Annotated in this window: 20 protein-coding genes; 5 read left to right on the top strand and 15 right to left on the bottom strand. The window is 34.2% G+C overall.

Annotation, left to right across the window (positions count from 1 at the left end):
- Positions 1-140 precede the first annotated feature (140 nt).
- From OLM57_RS15800 to OLM57_RS15745, 12 genes are all read right to left on the bottom strand, one after another.
- A complete protein-coding gene (locus tag OLM57_RS15800; protein ID WP_264564653.1) occupies positions 141-1457 on the bottom strand; it encodes an ammonium transporter in 1317 nt (438 codons plus the stop codon).
- 287 nt (positions 1458-1744) lie between these two features.
- On the bottom strand, positions 1745-2818 hold the full coding sequence (locus OLM57_RS15795; RefSeq protein WP_264564652.1) for an aminotransferase class I/II-fold pyridoxal phosphate-dependent enzyme: 1074 nt from the start codon (positions 2816-2818) through the stop codon (positions 1745-1747).
- Positions 2819-2822: 4 nt separating this feature from the next.
- The gene (locus OLM57_RS15790; protein WP_264564651.1) at positions 2823-3836 is read right to left on the bottom strand and encodes a dipeptide epimerase; all 1014 of its coding nucleotides are present in this window, start codon (positions 3834-3836) and stop codon (positions 2823-2825) included.
- A 112-nt stretch (positions 3837-3948) separates the two neighbouring features.
- A complete protein-coding gene (locus OLM57_RS15785) occupies positions 3949-4326 on the bottom strand; it encodes a PH domain-containing protein (protein WP_264564650.1) in 378 nt (125 codons plus the stop codon).
- Positions 4327-4415: 89 nt separating this feature from the next.
- Positions 4416-4832 carry a DUF3157 family protein gene (locus OLM57_RS15780; protein WP_264564649.1) on the bottom strand — a complete coding sequence of 139 codons (417 nt, stop codon included), beginning with the start codon at positions 4830-4832 and terminating at the stop codon, positions 4416-4418.
- Positions 4833-4900: 68 nt separating this feature from the next.
- A complete protein-coding gene (locus tag OLM57_RS15775) occupies positions 4901-5362 on the bottom strand; it encodes an SRPBCC family protein (RefSeq protein ID WP_264564648.1) in 462 nt (153 codons plus the stop codon).
- Between the two features lie 48 nt (positions 5363-5410).
- Positions 5411-5806, bottom strand: a complete 396-nt coding sequence (locus OLM57_RS15770; RefSeq protein ID WP_264564647.1) for a VOC family protein — start codon at positions 5804-5806, stop codon at positions 5411-5413.
- 200 nt (positions 5807-6006) lie between these two features.
- The gene (locus OLM57_RS15765; protein ID WP_264564646.1) at positions 6007-6432 is read right to left on the bottom strand and encodes a putative quinol monooxygenase; all 426 of its coding nucleotides are present in this window, start codon (positions 6430-6432) and stop codon (positions 6007-6009) included.
- Between the two features lie 131 nt (positions 6433-6563).
- Positions 6564-7223, bottom strand: a complete 660-nt coding sequence (locus OLM57_RS15760) for an outer membrane beta-barrel protein (protein ID WP_264564645.1) — start codon at positions 7221-7223, stop codon at positions 6564-6566.
- Between the two features lie 49 nt (positions 7224-7272).
- Positions 7273-7863 (bottom strand): hypothetical protein, encoded by a 591-nt coding sequence (locus OLM57_RS15755; RefSeq protein ID WP_264564644.1) that lies wholly within the window; start codon positions 7861-7863, stop codon positions 7273-7275.
- Positions 7864-7995: 132 nt separating this feature from the next.
- A complete protein-coding gene (locus OLM57_RS15750) occupies positions 7996-8535 on the bottom strand; it encodes a GNAT family N-acetyltransferase (protein WP_264564643.1) in 540 nt (179 codons plus the stop codon).
- 140 nt (positions 8536-8675) lie between these two features.
- Complete coding sequence (locus OLM57_RS15745) at positions 8676-9299, bottom strand: hypothetical protein (RefSeq protein WP_264564642.1); 624 nt, start codon at positions 9297-9299, stop codon at positions 8676-8678.
- 500 nt (positions 9300-9799) lie between these two features.
- Here OLM57_RS15745 and OLM57_RS15740 point away from each other — a divergent pair, with 500 nt between their 5' ends.
- The 5 genes from OLM57_RS15740 (at position 9800) to OLM57_RS15720 (ending at position 14048) form a co-directional block, all read left to right on the top strand.
- Positions 9800-10462 carry a hypothetical protein gene (locus OLM57_RS15740; RefSeq protein ID WP_264564641.1) on the top strand — a complete coding sequence of 221 codons (663 nt, stop codon included), beginning with the start codon at positions 9800-9802 and terminating at the stop codon, positions 10460-10462.
- Positions 10463-10486: 24 nt separating this feature from the next.
- Positions 10487-10825 (top strand): carboxypeptidase-like regulatory domain-containing protein, encoded by a 339-nt coding sequence (locus OLM57_RS15735; RefSeq protein WP_264564640.1) that lies wholly within the window; start codon positions 10487-10489, stop codon positions 10823-10825.
- Positions 10825-11253, top strand: a complete 429-nt coding sequence (locus OLM57_RS15730; protein ID WP_264564639.1) for a hypothetical protein — start codon at positions 10825-10827, stop codon at positions 11251-11253. The genes OLM57_RS15735 and OLM57_RS15730 overlap by 1 nt, the downstream gene beginning before the upstream one ends.
- Before the next feature lie 177 nt (positions 11254-11430).
- Positions 11431-12408 (top strand): Gfo/Idh/MocA family protein, encoded by a 978-nt coding sequence (locus OLM57_RS15725; protein WP_264564638.1) that lies wholly within the window; start codon positions 11431-11433, stop codon positions 12406-12408.
- Positions 12409-12512: 104 nt separating this feature from the next.
- Positions 12513-14048, top strand: a complete 1536-nt coding sequence (locus OLM57_RS15720) for a YifB family Mg chelatase-like AAA ATPase (protein ID WP_264564637.1) — start codon at positions 12513-12515, stop codon at positions 14046-14048.
- A 207-nt stretch (positions 14049-14255) separates the two neighbouring features.
- Here OLM57_RS15720 and OLM57_RS15715 read toward each other — a convergent pair whose 3' ends face one another.
- The 3 genes from OLM57_RS15715 to OLM57_RS15705 form a co-directional block, all read right to left on the bottom strand.
- Positions 14256-15545: a DEAD/DEAH box helicase gene (locus OLM57_RS15715; protein WP_264564636.1), complete on the bottom strand. Its 1290-nt coding sequence runs from the start codon at positions 15543-15545 to the stop codon at positions 14256-14258.
- Between the two features lie 195 nt (positions 15546-15740).
- Entirely contained in the window at positions 15741-16601 is an 861-nt protein-coding gene (locus tag OLM57_RS15710; protein WP_264564635.1) for a neutral zinc metallopeptidase, read from the bottom strand.
- Positions 16602-16614: 13 nt separating this feature from the next.
- A complete protein-coding gene (locus tag OLM57_RS15705; RefSeq protein WP_264564634.1) occupies positions 16615-20655 on the bottom strand; it encodes a PAS domain S-box protein in 4041 nt (1346 codons plus the stop codon).
- Between the last annotated feature and the right edge of the window lie 27 nt (positions 20656-20682).

Below are 20682 nucleotides of genomic sequence, written 5' to 3'. Positions count from 1 at the left end.
AATCTATTAAATTACAGAACTTAGTTTGTTTCTTAATACTGGTAAGTACAGTGTGAATTGAGTTTTTAAAGGTTGCAAATATTCAAAAAAAAAAACACCCTAATAAATAGAGTGTTTGAATTATATAATAGAAATAGAATCTACAAATATTCTCCGTGTTGTGAAATGTCCAGTCCCAGTTCTTCTCTCTCTTCGGAAACTCTCAAAGGAGTAATTTTGTTTACCACATAAAAAAGGAAGTACGACATTGAGAATGCGAAAATTGACACGCCTACCAAAGCAATAAGTTGATGAGTGAATAATGTAGTCTCTCCAAAAGCAAGTCCTTGGTTAATGACAGCTGGATTAATATCTCTTGAAGCAAATACACCTGTTAATACCATTCCGACCATACCGCCAACTCCGTGACAAGCAAATACGTCTAAAGCATCGTCGATTTTTCCTTTAGGGAATTTACTGACCATAATGTTGCTTACAATGCTTCCTATGATTCCTATAGTAATGGCATGCGGAATGCTCACGTATCCTGCAGCCGGAGTAATGGTAACTAATCCTACCACTGCGCCAATACAAGCTCCCATCGCTGAAAGTTTATGTCCCATTATCTTATCAATAAACACCCAAGCCATTGATGCTGAGGCCGCGGCTACAGTTGTTGTGCCTAATGCTTGTGCTGCCAGACCATTGGCGGCCATTGCAGATCCTGCATTGAATCCAAACCAGCCAAACCATAATAAACCCGTTCCTAATAACACATAAGTAATACGGGCTGGGTTAACTTTGGGTACTTTGCGTTTTCCGAGAAACATTGCTCCTGCAAGAGCAGCCCAACCCGCACTCATATGTACGACGGTTCCTCCTGCAAAATCCAATACTCCTAAATTGTATAACAACCCATCAGGATGCCAAGTCATGTGAGCTAGCGGAGTGTAAACAAATAAAATGAACAAAACCATAAATAATAGGTAAGCCCAAAAACGGATGCGTTCTGCAAAGGCACCTGTTACAATTGCCGGAGTTATAATAGCGAATTTAGCTTGAAATAAAGCAAATAATAAAAACGGAATTGTTGGAGCCAATTTCCATGAAGTGCCAATACCAACTCCTTGGAAAAAAATATTTGGGAGTGGATTTCCAATTACACCTCCAATTGACGGGCCAAAAGAAAGTCCAAAAGCTATAAGTACCCATAAAACCGTTACTATAATCATAGCCATAAAACTTTGAAGCATCGTGCTAATGACATTTTTTTTGCCGACCATACCGCCATAAAAAAATCCCAAACCAGGCGTCATTAATAGTACCAATGCAGAAGCCACTAGCATCCATGCAGTGTCTCCAGTATTGAATTTTGAAATTTCAGAAAGGTTTGTTGGGTTTTTTGTTAAAAAGTAATTGGAGCAATAGGATAGTACCAAAATCGTGATTAGAATCACACTTAAAACTATTTTTCGCATTGTAGATTAAATTTATTTTTTTATGCAAAAATAAAAAATCATTTCAGATGCCCTGTTAAAATGGAAGTTGATATTGTATTTTTATCAATTTTTCAGTCAACACCCCCTAAATTATATGCCTTTAACTCAAAATGCAATTAAAAATAACAATACTTTAATTTAATGCTTTTTTTTCGACCAAAAAACGAGAATTATTTTTTGATTTTTTGGTCTTTTAAAGAGAGATTACAAGTTAAAGTTATAAATCAAAAAAGTATGTTGTTTATTGTTATAAAAGTTAGACGTTTTTACAAAACAAAACGGGTATCACCCTCAAAACCGAAATTTAATTTAGAAAAAATATTCAATTGTGTTATCATCTTGTTCAAATCGTCTTTGGTGTGATGAGCACTTATGACAATTCTGCTCAATTTTCCCGATGCTGTTGGGTAAGGAAATGAAGTTGGGATGATATTGTTTTCCAGAAGTAGTTGTAGCAGCTCTTCTTGATCAAAATAGATAGTGGGATATGTTGCGGTAAATGTTAAGGCGCTGTTTGGAATCAAATTTTCAGCAACATAATTCAAATTTTTTTTTAGTTGCTGTCTTTGTAAATGATAAATCTCTTGTGCGTTTACATAGGTTTCCAAAAAGGCAGGATTCATTCCGGAAGCTCCAACAAAATTTTGCAGTTTTTTTATTTCACCAATAAAGTGAGAATCACCAGCAATAACCCCTCCGGAAAGCCCCATAGCCTTTCCTAGGGATGCAATACTAATTTTTTGATGAACGTTTGAAGGAAGCCCATATTGGTCTAAGACCCCTTGTCCTTTGTTTCCAAGAATTCCAATACTATGGGACTCATCAAGTACTAAAATAATTTTTTTATCACTTGGGATTTTCTTCAAAATGCTCAAATCAATAGGGAAAACTTCAAGCGATGGAATAGCGTCGGCTACGATTCCGATTCTTGAAACGGCTGAATCAAAAAGAAATGGATTCAGTTTTTCGTTTTGAATTAGTGGCAGAGAAAAAGGATGCTGTAAAGCAGGATGTGTATTGGGGAAGTGAAAAATCAAATCAGTATTATGTTGCAGTTGTTCCAAAGCCAATTTTCCAGCCAGCATTCCTGAAGAAACGGTTACAGCAGCTTCGGTTCCTATTTGTTGGGCCAGCAAATCTTCTGCGGTTTTATATACTTCCAACTGGATATTGGCTGAGCGGGAACTTCCATAACTCGTTCCCCATTTTTTAAAACTTGAAAATAAAAGCGATTGAAATTCGGGAAGTGTAGTAACACCCAGATAGTTGGTACCTCCAAAATAGAGAAACTCTTCTCCATCCTTATAAAACACTCTATTTGGGATTTGGTTTACCTGCATTGGTTTAATGGTTTAAAGTGACCCCAATTCCGTCAGCATCGGCGTAATGAATGATTCCGTCAGTAATGGTAACACCAGAAGCAATATCTTCGGATAATAACAAAGCACCATCCATATCTACATAATCGAGTTGCGGTAATAAATGGGCAATAGCCGAAATTCCAACCGAGGATTCCGTCATGCAACCCACCATGGTTTTCATGTCCAAATGTTTGGCTTCGGCAATCATTCTTCGTGCAGGTGTAAGACCACCACATTTTACGAGTTTTATATTTACACCATGAAAATGATTGTGACATCTCGCTACATCTTCTTCGACAATACAGCTTTCATCGGCAATAATTGGCAGGACAGAATGCTTGAAAACCTCTTTGTGTGCGGCCCATTGGTCTGCTTTTATCGGTTGTTCTAGGAATTCGACGCCTAATTTTTTCAGCGCAATAGCATTGTTGATTGTTTCGGTAACCGTCCAGCCACAATTGGCATCAATTCGAAAACGGGCATCAGTATGTTTACGCAATTCAGAAACAATGGCAATGTCGTCTTTGGTGCCTAGTTTAATTTTATAAATTGGCCACGGCATTTCTTTCAGTTTCATCACCATTTTGTCAATTTTGTCAATCCCAATGGTGTAGTCGGTTTTGGGATTGTGCAAAGGAGAATTCCCCCAAAGTTCGTATAACTTTTTGCCTTTTTTCTTGGCATACAAATCGTTGTACGCCATATCCAATGCACATAAAGAAAACATATCATTCTTTAATAATGCCGAGGCGCTGTCCCAGAATTCCTCCGGTGTTTCGTCATTGTGTGATTCTATAAACGGAATAATAGCTTCCAGATTGGCTCTCATGCTATCTACCGTAATATTATAATACGGATTTGAAGTTGCTTCGCCAAAACCCGAAAATCCCTCACTTTGCAATTCCACAATCAGCGTAGGTTGTATATCGTGTGACTCTCTCGAAATTGTAAAAGTGTGCTTCAGTTTAAGTTTGAAAGTGCGAATGATGATTTTCATGTGTGTAGGTTTTAAAAAGATGAAAGAATCAAGAAGAAAGAATAAAGAATTTAATTTTGAAAAAATAATCCAGAAATCTTTACTCTTGCTTCTTTCCTCTATTTTCTAAAGCTTATTTCAATATATGCTGACTCAATATTTGATAGACTTCGTTGATATTATTCCCACCTTTACCAAATTGTTTAGAGATTGGAGTATCTTCGCCTGTGAGCCAAATCTTCAATTCGGCATCCATGTCCAGAATTCCAGCACTTTCTTTTGAGAATTTTTTAATAGAAGCATACGGAATCGAAAGGTAATCGACCTTGCTGCCCACCAATTGTTTTTCGACCAAAATCAGTCTTTTATTGGTAAAAACAAACATATCTTTAATCACTTTATAACCTTTCTCTATTGTTTCGCCCTCTATCATTAAAGGCTCAAATTCTTTCGAAAGATTTTCAGTATTTACTTCAGATGCGTTGCCCAGAATAGCATTAAATAGTCCCATGGTATTTTCTTTAAGTTGTAAGACTCAAATTTAAAGAATTTACTTGTTTCAGCAGTATAATTTGTCACAAAATCATAGGTCTAATGCTTTTAATCAGCTTTTGAGAATGCAAAACCTATTCTCTGGTATTTCATTTCCGTTCCTTTTGCGCAAAGCGAATAGGTTCCATTTTCTTTCTGCTCCGAAATCGTGAGTAACGTCACATCGTTAATACTGCAATTGTTTTCTTTGGCAACCTGTTTTTTCAAATAATCGGTAGTTGCATTGTATCTTTTCAGCCAAGAGTTGATTCCTTTGTCACTTTTTGGTTCAACAAAATTTTCTTCCAAATCACATACTTTTCCCGGAATCTTTTTTTCTGTACTAATTACAGGTACATCAACATATTCCCAGGTTTTGTCTGCTTTTAATACCACTTTTTTACCGCTTGCGGTTGTTGCCGTTTCGCTTTGGGCCAATGCAATTGAAGATGTCAACAATAAGCAATATAAGATACTTTTTCTCATTTTATACAGTAGTTAAAGGTTGTTTTTATGTAAGGTTAGCCCCATTATCCTAATTTGGCTATTATTTTTTATAATGTCATTTTGGATAATTCGTATTCTAGGCGGTCAAAATTTTCTTCATTTTTGTCTACTACAAAAGGCTTTAATTTGTTACATTCAGCTGCTGTCTCAAACAGCATCTTAAAGACCAGTTTTGTCTTGCCTGTGGCTATTTCTTCAAATGTTGCTACTACTTGAAAAAGGGGTTTTGAGTGGCGTTTCCAAGCAATAAGGGAAGGTTTCTCAATCTTTATAAATTCGCACTCATTGACATAATGTCCATTTTCGGGGCCGTGCATTACAAAACTCCATTTTCCGCCCACCCTAAAATCAAATTCATTAAACGTATTTGTAAAACCTGCCGGGCCCCACCAATTTTTTAAATGCTCGGGGTTGGTCCAGGCGCGATAGACCAGTTCTCTGGGTGAGTTAAAAATTCGGGAACTTACTATCTCGGACTCAGGTGTAGTGTTTATAATTGCTGTTGTCATTTTTAGTTCTATTATTGTTTATTGCTCAAATGATTGCACATGCTTACTTTACATTCCTGGCCAATACAGGAAATTGAATTTGTGGCCATCGGGATCTGCAAACCCAAAAGTGTATCCTTTTTCGAATTTCTCGGGTTCCGAATAAATTTTTCCGCCTGCTTCCTTCACTTTAAGGTACCATTGATCTACTTCTTCCGGACTTGCTGCCGAAATAGAAAAAATTATTTCGTTTTGCTTTTCCAGATTTGCCATTTCACTTTTTATGCTGCTTTCAAATCTTGCTTTTGCAAAGAAGTGAATAACAAAATTGCCTTTTCCAAAAAGGAAACTCGTTAATTCTTCGGTGCGATTTCCATTTGTTTTAAAACCCAATTCGGTGTAGAACCGGGTAGTTCGGTCTAAGTCGCTTGAGGCCAGATTTGCCCATATTGTTTTAGTTTCCATACACTTAAAATTAAGTTACGATTACTAAGGTAAGAATTTCATGCTTTGGTTGTTTTACAAAAAAGCAATAGTATGTTACGTTATATTGGGTTGTTACCGTTTTTTGTGGATGTACAGCATATTATAAAAGCAAAAACAACTTTCCATTAAACCAATTGTCTAATTTGTAGTAACAGTATTGTAAGCGTTTTTTTTTAAAATTATGAGCCAGATTTTTTAGCAGAAGCGATTAGATTGACATCAACAAGCTCTAAAGATTTAACCATATTCTTAACGGTTTCTTTATACTTCTTAAAATGACTTGTTGTGATATGTGCTTGATATGCGGCAGTATCAGCATAGATTTCAAGTATTGTGATGTGTGAAGGGTCGTCTTTATCAGCTACTGCATAATATGTTAATACTCCTGGCTCAAGACGAACAGCTGTAATCATTTGCTCTTTTAGCGCACTATTGTACTTGTCCAATTGCAATGGGTCAACATTAATTTTTGCCAATCTTACCATTTGATTTTTTTCCTGAGCCATGGTGTTATTGCTAAATGAAAGTGTCAGTATAATAATTACTGTTGTCAGTAATTTAGTTTGTCTCGCTTCCGCTTTGTTAATTGATTTAAATATTTTCATAATAGAAGTGTTTTCGTTGTAGCTATTATCTTTTGTGGTTAATATTGTCAAAAAGCAGTTTTTCCAAATACAAACCCAACTTTCATTAAGTCAATTGACCAAATCCATTGTAGCAATTGTTTGTGGATCGATTACTTTACTTTTTTTAATTTTATTAAATATCTAAATCCAGTTGAAAACCCCATAGATTGAGTCCTATACGACCCAGAATTTAGATTGATTTTTGAAATTCCAGCATCTCCATTAAATTCTAAAAAAATTACAAAATTATCTTTTAGAATAAGTTTGTCGATTCCAATTGCATATAAAAATGTTACTTCATTATTTTTTATTACAAGAGGTTCATTTATTTTTTCAAATGCAATTAATTCATTTTCGCTTCCCTTATAAATATTCTCATTATCTAGTTTGTTGTAACCAAATCCTAAATCTGCATAAATTCCAAAATTATTACCAAGACTTCCAGCTCTTCTGTAATTCAAATTGAATGATTTTGAATTGAAATTATATTCAGCATCAGAAAACTTATCACTTTTCGAACCTCTTTGACTATTTAAAAATTCAAAATGAATACCATTTGTTGGGCTTTTATGTGGGTTATTAAAATAATAAACAATTGAAATGCCCTCATTAATATTCCATAATGCATTTCCAATGACAGCTCTTCCTTCGGTAATTCTAGAATTTGCGATGTTAGTAAATCCATAACCAACATTTGCACCAAATTCGATTTGTTGAGAAAATCCAGCTTGAGTAATTATTAAACAAATTATAATTAATTTTACTTTCATTTTTAATCTTTTTATTTTTTTAGGTTTCTTAAGTATTTATTTATGTTCTTTAATTATTGAAGCAATTCTTTTCATAGTCAATAATAAATTCAACTAATTTTTCTTCATTTCTAATTTTGAATTCATCATTTGTGATTTTATCAAATGAAATTTTACAATCAGTAAATTTATTCAACATTTCTTTTTGGGTTATCAATCTACTAAATCCATTTGGGATTAATTCAATCATTTTTTCCTGATTTGGGTTTTTTACTAAAAACACTCTATAAATTGCAAAATAAGGACTTTGCCTTGTTTCTACTTTCACTAATTTATAATATAATTTGACTTTGTTTGAATAATATCTTTCTGCAAAAATGTTATTATCTATATTATCATATGTTATGATTTTGTCATTTTCCATTTTAATCTTGAAAGATTTTAAATCCTTTGGATAATAATCTTTTGATGCACCATTATTTACAACTGTTATTTTTTCTTGTATTGATAATATTTTATTGTTTTTGAAAATCATATCTCCTTTTATTAAAATTTGCACATTTAAACTGTCATTTTCGTTAGTGGTTATTTGTCCAGAATAATTTTGAGAAAAGCATAATGAAAATTGTAAAAATAATATGGAATAGAATAGTAATTTCATGATTTTTTTGTGTTTTGTTTATCTAATTATCTACCAACTTTCTGCTACTACAGTAGTTTTGGGCTTGATTAAAATCTATTTTGGATTTCCCAATTCACCTCAAATACCGTTAGTAGCTATTGGTCGTTCTTTTTATTTATTTTCCCATTCAGCAATATCAATTCTGTAAATATTAACCAACATGCCATTATACTCGATGGTTTTATCATTTTTCATTCCGTTTTTTTGGGCTACTTTTTCAGAATTACAATTTTCAGTATTAATTATTGAAATTAAGCTTTGCGAAAAATTATTCTCAAATGCAAAATCTTTGCATTTTTTGGTTGATTCTGATGCAAATCCTTTATTTCTATATTCCGGCAAAATAGAATAGGCTATTTCAATTTCTTGTTTTCCCTCAATTTCTCGCACTATAAGTCCGCTTTGACCAATAATTTTGTTTGTTGCCTTATCCAATAATACGTTTGCTCCTCCTAAATCTTTTTTATATCTCTCGAGTGTCATTTCAAACCAAAGCCTACATCTTTCGTTGGGAGTTTCGATTTTGTCAACGCCCAAAAACCGACAAACTTCAGTATCTTCAAATAATTTAATCCATACATCAAAATCCTCAATTTGTAGAAACCTAAATTGTAATCTTTCTGTTTCTTGTCCTTGTAGTGTATATTTCATTCAGCAATTGGTATTCTGTTTTTTTAAAATTACAAACTTGTTTTTGAATTCGTTTTCCGTTTTGGGCCAATGATGCAAAACCAAATTACCATTAAGCCAATTACCCTAATCCGTTGTAGCAGTTACAAGCAGTTTCTTTTTCAATTTTCATTTGCCTTTCGGAAATTTCGACCAATATAATATTCATAACTCCAGTTTGTCAAAAGTCCTAAAAGCCCAATTACCAATAAAACTATACTAAAATAATTATTAATTTGTGAATCGAAAACCATTTGTATCAATACAAATCCTCCGCATACTATATTAATCATCTTTACAAGCCATAAGTTTAGACCATATTTTGAATATGTTAACCATTTTTTATAAAGGTCATTTTGATTGTCAATATGAACTAATTCTTTAAAAATAGGTGTCGCTGTCTTATAGTCTTTTAGATAATAACTGGACATTCCTTTGACAAATAGCAAACTGTAATATCTACAATCCATAATTTCAGCTGCGTTTAGTCTTTGTATTTCATTGTCAATAAAAAGTAGTTTTTTGGCGATTATGTCAAGGGTTAAATTATAGCGATTTTTTTGATAAATTGCTTCTGCGTATTTGCAAAGCATTTCAATATATAATGAAAGTTCCTTTTTGTCTTTAAACTGTTTTATATTATTGAAATAAATGGAGTTTTTTTCATAGAAGTCAATTACAAAATCTGATTTGTTCTCAAAGTTTATTATGAAATCCGAATAAATTTTTTCGATGTTGTTTGTCATAAATTGATTAATCGTTATTTCCTGAAATTGCTTATAACTATTGTATATGTGTAAATCAGTCCATCATACATACCCAAATTGGGTTAATTTGACTTGATAAATGCCACGAAAGACCCTTCTTCAAATATAGGAAATAATAGTTAGAAACCTACAAAGTAGTATTTTTATTTGTTTGGGCTGATTTTATGCTAAACCCAGCAAAATTAGGAGTTCGAAGCAAAAATAATGCCGTGATACGGTCTTTTTTGTGCAAATCGTGTAAGGATTAATTAAGGCGTAAGAAAAAAATGAAATAAAAACGATTATTTGCAATTTTTGATACCAATACAAGCTGCAATTTTTTCGGTTTTAGCAACAGTCTTATTCCCAAAATAGCGTGCTAAACCAATTTGCAACAAATAAAAGTTTATGTTTTGTTGTATTAATTTTTTTATATATATTTGATTGTCATAAACTTATATTTTTTTTGCCCCTAAAAAAAAGAATTAAAAAGCAACTTTATGGACACATCAAACCCCTTTTTATCTTCGTCTTCCATTCCTATCATTTATGGTTTTATACTGTACCTGATGTACGTGTTGGTTCCGCTAATTCCTGCCTTTATCATTTACAAAAATTTTCCCGATACCAAGGTGGGCGCCAGTGGTGTTTGGGGCGTGTTGTCTATCAATACAACTGGGGCTTTTGCGGCCTATCTGGTGGTTGTCACTATTGGTTATTTTATTATACTCGATATTCAAAAAAATATTAATGCATCCATTTACAATAATTCGATCTGGATTGTTAAGGCAAAAGTTTCCCTCGAAACCAAAGAAGGTGATCAGTATATAAAATGCAGCAGAATTACGGTAGACAGTCTCAAAAACAATTTGTTGATACAAACAAGTCCTGAATACAATTACAACTACAAACATCTCGACGAGGTGAGTTTCCCAGTCTATTATACAGATGATGACGCCAAAATTAGTTTTACTTACCGGGGTTTTGTATCGCAAATCAAAACATTGAGTCCCGATTCGGTTGCATTCAATTACAAAAAAAGAACAGTCAATCTGGGCAAAGTAAGGCTTACGGAAGTCAAACAGGTGTACGACCAGGAAGCTATAGGTTCCAATTCGAGCGGAACATTTACCTCAATGCCAAATTTTTCCAATCCTGAATAGATTGTATAACTAAAAATAAATAACATGAAGCCACATCATTTATTTCTTAGTATCGCTTTACTGGCAAGTGCCTGTATATTTGGGCAGGCAACCAATATCAGGGGGCAGGTTATAAATCAGCAGAAAGTGCCATTGGTTTCGGCCAATGTCGATCTGTATGTTTATGACGGCGCCAAACCGGTGGGCAATCAATGGGTCTTACGAAACAGTACAATTACCGATTCGTATGGTTTTTATTTTTTCAATGCCGTACCTGTAGGTTCCTACACCGTCTGGGTCAACAAAAGTAGAAGTTATAATATCACGGTAACTGTGATTGCTAAAAATTTATCGTATCAGGATGTACCCCAATTCATATTCTAATGAAAAAAGCAATCCTATTGTTGGGCCTATTGGTTGTTTTCCCCTGTCAGAAGGTTTCGTGCCAGACGCGGCAGGAAGATTATGATTATATTCTGAATCACTATTTGTCTGACCAAGTTGATTTTGATTACGTGACCAATGATTTGACCGGCAGTACAGTCAAGAAATCAAACAGCATCAATGCGTCTTTGCAATTTGTAAATTTCAGCACCAAAAGCGACAACAAGAATCGAGGTATAGCGGTTGTCTACAAAGAACGAAAAAGCAACAACGAACTGGTGAAAACGATAGTGTTGTGTTTTCCCGAAAAAAACTCAGAGGATGTGGTTACCAACAAAGCTTTCAAGGATTTGAATGCACTGAATGATCCTTTTGTATTAAAATATATTCTTGCGGGATTTATGAAAATTGGCATAAACGATAAGTAAGTCTTCATTTTATTCTAAATCACTATATTTACTTTTCAATTTTTTGGGTTATAAAATGAATTGGAATTATGGGTATATTTATAAACTATTAATGAGGGCAAAGCGGTTTGGTTTAAATAAACTTATGTGACTTATATGTAAAAAAAAACGCTTATTAGCTTTAAAATCTTTTAATCAATGGGTAATGGTAGTAATATAAAATGGGGAATTGTAGGTTTGGGACATATCGCCGAACAATTTGCCGCTGAATTGCAATTGGTCGAATCGGCTGAACTTTGTGCTGTTGCTTCCAGAAATTTGGACAAAGCCTTGGGTTTTGCGAACCGTTTTGAATGTCAAAAAGCATATGGTTCCTATGACGAACTCTTTCAGGATGCAAGTATCGATATTCTTTATATAGCAACTCCACACGATTCCCATGCAGCACTTACTATCAAAGCTTTGCAAAACAACAAACATGTGTTGTGCGAAAAACCGATAGCGTTGCACTATCAGGATGCTTTTCAAATGATTGACACCGCCAAGCAATACAACAAATTTTTCATGGAAGCATTCTGGACCCGATTTAATCCTTCGGTGCGCGAAGCATTATTACATGTTCAAAACGGACTTATAGGTGAAGTAAAATATGTCAATGCCGATTTTGCTTTTGCTGTAAAAAACCTCGAAGGAAACAGAATGACAGACATAAAATTGGGTGGTGGTTCCTTGATGGATGTAGGTGTGTATCCGTTGTTTTTGGCCTATTTGATTTTGGGAATACCTAAAGAAATTGTAGCCAAATCCAACTTTCATTCCTCTGGTGCCGATTTGCAAACATCCATTATTTTGCAGTACGAATCGGCACAGGCAATATTGCATTCCAGTTTTTTGTCATCGTCCAATCTAAAAGCTTCAATAAGTGGCACAGAAGGCCGAATTAATCTCAACTCTCCTTGGTTTATGACCGAATCATATACTTTAATTCAGGACGATCATAAAGAAAAATTCAAAAGGCCAACTCTTGGAAAAGGCTATACTTACGAAATTGAGGAATGCCATGCTTGTATTCGAGCAGGAAGAATTGAAAGTGATCTCTGGTCACATCAAAATAGTTTGGATCTTATTGCAATTGTGGATGAAGTTCGAAAACAAATTGGGTTGGTTTATTCCTAATTTTCAATATTTAAAAGCATTGAAATATTACATAAGTAAGAATTTAGATGATTGTTTTAGGTTTAAAGTAAAAATGTTTTTACATTTAAGGCAAACTATTGTATATGCTAATTAAAGTTTACGGAAGTGCCGTTTTTGGAGTTGAAGCTACCACTATCACTGTAGAAGTGAATATGGACAAAGGAATCGGCTATCATTTGGTAGGATTACCAGACAATGCTATCAAAGAAAGTAGTTATCGTATTGCTGCGGCTCTCAAGAATAACGGTTATGCCATGCCGGGCAAGAAAATCACCATCAACATGGCGCCTGCCGATTTACGAAAAGAAGGATCAGCCTATGATTTGACTTTGGCCATTGGAATTCTTGTCGCTTCTGCCCAAATTCAAGCCGATGAAATTGATAAATACATCATCATGGGAGAATTGTCCCTTGATGGCAGTTTGCAACCCATTCGTGGTGCTTTGCCAATCGCCATAAAAGTCAAAGAAGAAGGTTTTAAAGGTTTTTTTCTTCCCATTCAAAATGTAAAGGAAGCGGCTATTGTTGTTGGACTTGATGTATATGGGGTTTCGAATGTACAGGAAGTGATCGATTTCTTTGAAGGAAAAGGAATACTTGAGCCTACAACGATAGACACCAGAGCAGAGTTTTATAAAACATTGGACTTTCCAGAATTTGACTTTTCAGATGTGAAAGGGCAGGAGAGCATCAAGCGTTGCATGGAAATTGCTGCCGCTGGCGGTCACAACATTATTTTGATTGGTCCTCCTGGAGCCGGAAAAACAATGCTGGCCAAAAGACTGCCGAGTATTTTGCCACCCATGACTTTGCGGGAAGCGCTGGAAACTACCAAAATCCATAGTGTAGCGGGTAAGTTGAAGGAAGTGGGGCTGATGAATCAGCGGCCTTTTAGAAGTCCACACCATACTATTTCGAATGTGGCTTTGGTCGGTGGTGGGAGCTATCCCCAACCGGGCGAAATATCAATGGCACACAATGGCGTTTTGTTTCTAGACGAATTACCCGAATTCAAACGGGATGTTTTGGAAGTCATGCGCCAGCCACTTGAGGATCGCGAAGTAACGATTTCCAGAGCCAAGTTTACGGTGACCTATCCTTCGTCGTTTATGTTGGTGGCGAGTATGAATCCGAGTCCGTCAGGTTTTTTCAATGATCCCGATTCGCCACAAACGTCTTCACCCCATGAAATGCAACGGTATTTGAGTAAGATTTCGGGTCCTTTATTGGACAGAATTGACATTCACATTGAAGTGACACCCGTTCCTTTCGAAAAATTATCCGATGACCGAAAAGCAGAAAGTAGTGTAGATATTCGAAAAAGAGTTACATCAGCCCGTGAAATCCAGTCCAAAAGATTTGAAGAAATGGATCACATTCATTACAATGCCCAAATGAACACCAAACACATTCGGGAATATTGCGCGTTGGATGATGCTTCCAAAGAATTATTAAAAACGGCTATGGAACGACTGAATCTTTCGGCTCGCGCATATGACAGAATTCTGAAAGTTGCCAGAACTATCGCTGATTTGGATGCAGCACCTGATGTAGTTTCGGGACATATTGCCGAAGCGATTCAATATCGTAGTTTGGATCGTGATGGGTGGTTGGGGTGATAATTTAACCTAATTTTTGATTATAATTTTTTAGAAAATTTGAAAGAACCATATTCGTGTGTTTTAGCCCCGATAGAAACGAAAATCCTTGTGGTGGCGGGCATTTATGCCACCACAAGATTATAGTGTATAGCGGGAGGGATTTTCAAAAGAAACGAAAATATGTTGCTCCTGAAAAATAATAAAACTCCAATTTCTTAGATGAAATTATCTATTAGAACGTCTGTCATTATTTTGACTTGGACGTCTCGGACCAAAGCTATTGTTACCACTTCTGCTAGAATTTGTAGTAGTTGTTTTTTTGGGAGTTGAATTGCGTTGTTGTCTTCCTTGGCCTTGTTTAATGGGTTCGGTTGATGCGTTCGGGTCTGGCTCAAAACCTTTGATGTTTTCTTTGGGCAATTTGAGACCTACCAATTTTTCTATATCGCGTAAAAAAACAGTTTCGTCTGGGCTAAATAAAGAAATAGCTTCTCCACTTGCACCCGCTCTTCCTGTTCTGCCGATTCGGTGAACGTAATCTTCGGGAATATTGGGCAATTCAAAATTAATAACGTGTGGCAATAGCGGAATATCCAAACCTCGAGCGGCAATATCGGTAGCGACCAAAGCGGTTAGGCTTCCGTTTTTGAAACCGGCTAAGGCTTTAGTTCTTGCACCTTGACCTTTATTACCATGAATCGCTGCTGCTTTAATACCAGCGCTAATCATGCTTTCGGTCAGTTTGTTGGCGCCCTGCTTGGTACGGGTAAACACCAAAATCTGTTTCCAATTGCCATCTGTTATCAATTTAATGATCAATTCTGTTTTTTTCTCTTTGGCAACAGGGTATACTTTTTGAATAATAGCGTCAACTGTTGTGTTTTCGGGCGTGGCTTCAACCTGAACTGGATGGTGCAAGATGCCCATTGCCAATTTCTTAATGTCTTTGGAGAAGGTTGCCGAGAACATCAAGTTTTGTCTTTTTGGAGGCAATACTTTCATGACGCGTTCAATATCTCGCAAGAAACCCATGTCCAACATGCGGTCGGCTTCGTCCAAAACTAATATTTCTACTTTTGAAAGTGATATTAAACCTTGATTTTGCAAATCGATTAATCGGCCTGGAGTGGCGACAAGAATATCAACACCTTGACGTAATTGAGCCACTTGTGGGTTTTGGTTTACGCCACCAAAAATGACTGCGCTGCGTATATCTAAAAATTCACTGTATTCCTTTATATTGGCTAATATTTGTGCCGCTAGTTCTCTTGTCGGCGTCAAAATTAAGGCACGAATTGGTCTATGACTTAGGTGTTTTCCTTGCGATAATAGTTGTAAAATAGGTAATGTAAAGCCTGCTGTTTTTCCTGTTCCTGTTTGCGCAGATGCCAATACATCTTTGCCTTCTAAGACCGGCGGAATTGCTTTTTGTTGTATTGGAGAAGGAGTTGTATATCCTTTTTTGCTGATGGCTTTTAGTAAAGCATCAGATAAGCCTAATGAGTTGAATGACATAAATAGTGTTTAGGAAGTAAGCCCCATTATTTAGAGTACTTCTTTAATTTGGTGCAAAGGTAGTGCTAATTTATTCGATGTACCTTTGATTATGTCGCTTTGTTTATTTAAAGACAAATAGTAAGTTGTTTTGATTCGTAACAAATCACGGCTGGGATTTTACTTTTTTTTGAAAAAAGGGACTTAGATCTGGTTTTAATTCAACTCCGAAAAAGTATCTCCTTGTTTGATATCACCGGTTTCAAAACCTCTATTGAACCAATCCATTCTTTGTTGTGACGTGCCGTGAGTAAAAGAATCAGGAACTACCTGTCCTTGCATTTTTTTCTGAATGGCATCGTCACCCACAGCATTTGCAGCACTTAAAGCTTCTTCAATATCTCCTTCTTCCAGCATTGCATTTTGGTTTTCATTGTAATGCGTCCAAAGACCAGCATAAAAATCGGCTTGCAATTCAAGAGCTACAGAAAGTTTATTACCCTCAGTTTCGCTTTTATTTTCTTGTAATTGACGTACTTTTCCAGAAGTTCCAAGTAGTGTTTGAATGTGATGACCAAATTCATGTGCCATTACGTATGCAACAGCAAAATCTCCACCTTCAGCACCAAACTTTGTCCGAAGTTCATCAAAGAATGTCATATCCATATAAATGGTTCGATCTCCAGGACAGTAAAAAGGTCCTGAAGCTGAGCTGGCTCCACCACAAGCCGTTTGAACTTGACCACTAAAAAGTATCAGTTTGGGAGCTTCAAAAGTCAAATTATTCTCTTCAAATATTTTTTTCCAAACATCTTCATTATCTGCCATTAGTGTTTTGACAAATTCTCCTTCGACCTTTTCTGCTTCGGTCAAAGGCCTAGTTTCGGTCTGTGTAGTTTGCTGCTGGTTGAATTGTTCTAATATCGGTGTAATCATTTGAGCATTTTCGCCTCCAAACGCATTTACAAGTAAAATAATAATGCCAATTATTCCGCCACCTACAATTGTTTTTCCGCCTGAGGACATACCTCTACGGTCTTCTACATTTTCGCTTTGTCTTCTGCCAATCCATTTCATGATAAATTGTTTTTTAAGGTTTCAACCATTTTTCTAATATATCCTCAAGTGTTTTTTTTATTATTGGTTTCGAAACATAATCATCCATGCCAGCCGCTATGCATTTTTCTCTTTCCCCCACTACTGTGCCAGCAGTTAAAGCCACAATAATTACGTCTTTTGATTGGTCTAATTTACGAATTTCTTTTGTTGCTTCATATCCATTTTTTAAAGGCATTTGTATGTCCATCAAAATTAGGTCCGGATTTATTTCTATAACTTTTGAAATCGCCTGTTCTCCATCTTCTGATTCATAAATAATAACTTTTGGAATAATTTGCTTCAATAATGTTTTGGTCAAGAGCATATTGATTTTATTGTCTTCTACAACTAGTATTTTGGGGCTTTCATTTTTCAAACTTATTTTTCGGTCTTCATAAATTGGGGAATTGTAATTTTCTATGTCATCAGAGATTTTAACTTTATTGGAACTTTTTAATTTTACATCGAAGAAAAAGGTACTTCCTACATTGAATTGACTGCTAATTTGTAATTTACTACCCATTAAACCCAATAATTGGTTTGAAATAGTCAATCCTAAACCGGTACCACCAAACTTTTTTGTTGTGGAACTATCTTCTTGTGAAAAGGCTTGAAATATGATTTTTTGATTACTTTTTCTAATTCCGATTCCGGTATCTTTTACAGAAAAACGCAATTGAGTACAGTTTTTCTTTGTTTCCAAAGTAGAAATTGTAAGTTCGATTTTGCCTTTATTTGTAAACTTTACTGCATTGGTCAGAAGATTAATAAGAACTTGTTTTAATCGAATATAATCTACCCAGATGTATTTGGGTACATCCTCGTTAATGATGTAGTTTATTTCCAGATTTTTTGCATTGGCTTGATAGTTTATCAATTCTTTAATTTGTACAATGATATCTGAAATAGAATGTTTTTCTATATTGAGTTCGAGTTTTCCCGACTCAATTTTTGAAAAATCGAGAATATCATTTACGACTTCCATCAATATATTGGCAGATTGATTGATGGTATTCATGTATTGTTTTTGAAAATTTTCCAATTTTGAATTCATCAACAAATCAGTGTAACCAATAATACCGTTTAATGGAGTTCTTATTTCATGGCTCATATTGGCAAGAAACTCAGATTTGGCTTTGTTTGCAGCTTCGGCCAGTTCTTTTTCCTTCACAATGGATTCGTTGTTTTTCTTTTCGGTAATATCAATGAGTATTCCTTCCATAAAAGCAATATCACCATTTTTTATAATCGAATCTCCAAATTCTTCGACCCAAATTGTAGAACCGTTTTTATGAGTTATTCGATAAACAATATGTAAAGGCTTTTTTTCTTCTAAAGCAATTTTGTTTTTTAATAAAACATTTTCTAAATCTTCTGGAAAAATTAAATCGATAAAAAATATTTTATTTTCTAAGAATTCAGATTTTGGGTAACCTGTCAATTTTTTTATTTCATCATTAAGATAAATTTTCGTGTATTTTTCATCATAATTTGATAAGTATACGGTTCCAGGAATGTTATTTGCCAGTAATCGGAATCGTTCTTCACTTTCTTCAATGATGGATTCGTTGATATTTCGTTCGATGGAAGAGGAGATGTTTTTTACTAGCAATTGTAAAATTGAAATCTCATCGGCACTCCAAATACGTTCTTTTGTGGAATCATCAAAAACAAAAAAACCATCAAATTCATTTTTTATAAAAACAGGAAAAAATAGCATTGAATTAGGATTCAGGCTATTCAAAAATATTTTAATATTCTCATTTTGAATTTTGTCTTTGATTTTTTCAAAGAATTGCATAGGCGGCAAATCTTTTATAGTATTGTCAAATTCAGAAAATGCAATGTTTTGTAATTTAGGATGCACTTGATCAAAATCCTGTAGTTCATTTGTCCATTTGCATTTTTGGTCAAATAAATTGGTTTTTGGGTCTTTTTTGAAATAGGAAATAATCTCCGATTTGGTCACTTTTCCAAGTTCATTTATAATTCCCATAATGAGTTTACTCGTGCTTTTTTGCAATAAAAATTGATTGGTATTTTTATTGATTACCAAGAGTAATTCGCTTTTGTATGCCAGTCGTTTTTCGATTTCCAATCGAAGCTGTGAAGTCAGTGCAATTACAATCAAGTCAGCGATTGATTTGGCAAAATTAATATCTTCATTGTCCCAGTTTTTGATTTGCCCGGTTGACTCGAAAGAAAGAATTCCTTTTAATTCATTATCAATAAAAACCGGAGTGTCGAGCGTTGAAAAGACATTGTTTTTGTATATGTAACTGTCATTTTTTTTATTGTCAGTTGAATGAGATCGAATGTTTGACAATACAACTTGATGTTTTGTTTCTATTTGGTTAAAATAATTTTCATTTTCATTTTTATAAAACTGGATATCATCCTCATAAGTATTTGTGTTGGAATCGTACAGTTTTTTACAAACAATTTTGTCCAAATCGTATTCCCAATATCCAGATCTGTTTACGCCTAATGTCGACGCCGTAATTTGCAGAATAGTATCAATTGTATTTTCGAAATTGTCATTGTTTGAATGGTTTATAATAGCAATATCTTTTAACGTTTTGCTGTATTTTTCAATTTTAGACTGTCTTTTCGATTTTTCATCTTCTATGTTTTTAAGTAAGGTAATGTCTCTGGCTATTCCAGAATATCCTTCGATTTCTCCAAAATCATTTCGTCTAATAAATACATTTTGTGATATCCATAATTCTCCTCCGTCTTTCTTTATAATTGGGAATTCAAGGGTGGTGAAATTATCTTCGATATCTAAAATATTTTGATAAAAACTCATCGTATTGGTGATGTAATCTTTTCGGATTAGTGTAGAAAAATCTATGGAAAGTATTTCTTCTTTTGAATACCCTAAAAGTTTTATTGCATAGTCATTGACAAAGGTAAAACGTCCCTTATAATCTGCTTCAAATATAATATCGACAGCAGTTTGAATTAAGGTCTCGTATTGTTTTCTTATTTTAATTTCATTAGTTACATCTTGTCCAATTCCAATCGTTAATTCATCTTTGAACTTTTTGTCAATCCATTGAATAAATTTGTATTCGCCGTTTTTACATTTTAATTTTCTTATATATAATCGATTGTCTATAAAATTGTTATGATAATCAATTCCAATAAATTCTGGATCTTCGGTAAGTTCCCAAAAACCCAATCCCATAACTTCTTTTGCGGTATATCCCAATATCGATGTAATGTTTTCACTACAAAAAGTTACTTCACCAGCTTTATTTGTTGCAATTGTAAGTGAGTTTCCTTGATTTACAATTTCATTAGTAAAATTTATTTTTTCTTGGATTTTAGCAATTGAAACGTATCGTATGTGATTTATAATAAAAACAAGAATTGAATAATTTAAAAGTACAATTGTTCTTTTTATCGGAACCAAATCAAAAGCATAAATTACAATTATATACAAAAATATAAATCCACAAAAAATCCAATATTTTTTAATAGGCCTGATGATTATGTAAGAAAAGAAAAAAGCTACAAGAAATCCATAATTTGGAATATCGTCTTTAGGTAAATTAATAATATTATAGCCAATCAAAATACAATATAAAATGAATAAGAACATATAAATATTTCGAATTCTATCATATAAATAGGTGAATTTTTCACTGGCAATAAATAAAAGTAAAAAGAAAGCACCTATTGATAAATTGTTTATCAATAGGCTTTTTGGTCTTATGTTATAAATTTCGAAAAGAACTTCAATAAATGGTATTAGGAATCCTAAAAACAGTAAATACAGTTGGTATTCTCTTTTGTCTGAGTCTTTAGTACCTAGGTTTTTTGTGTTTTTTAAAACCGAATTGATTTTAAATGAACAAAAAAATAAGCCAATTCCAAATAAGATTAAAAGTGCAATTAAAATGTTTTTTTGAAATAGAATAGTGTTAAAAATTGAAAACCCTTCTTTTATATGCATAGAAACACTGTCTAAACTAGTGATAGTAAAGTATGATGCACATTTTTGTATTATGTTATATTGCGATAACATGACTTTTTTTTTGGTTGTTCAATTAAA

The sequence above is a fragment of the Flavobacterium sp. N3904 genome, from assembly GCF_025947305.1.
In the GTDB taxonomy this organism is placed as follows: domain Bacteria; phylum Bacteroidota; class Bacteroidia; order Flavobacteriales; family Flavobacteriaceae; genus Flavobacterium.
The sequence above is the reverse complement of the archived record's forward strand: the minus strand, read 5'-3'. Positions and strand labels throughout refer to the sequence as shown.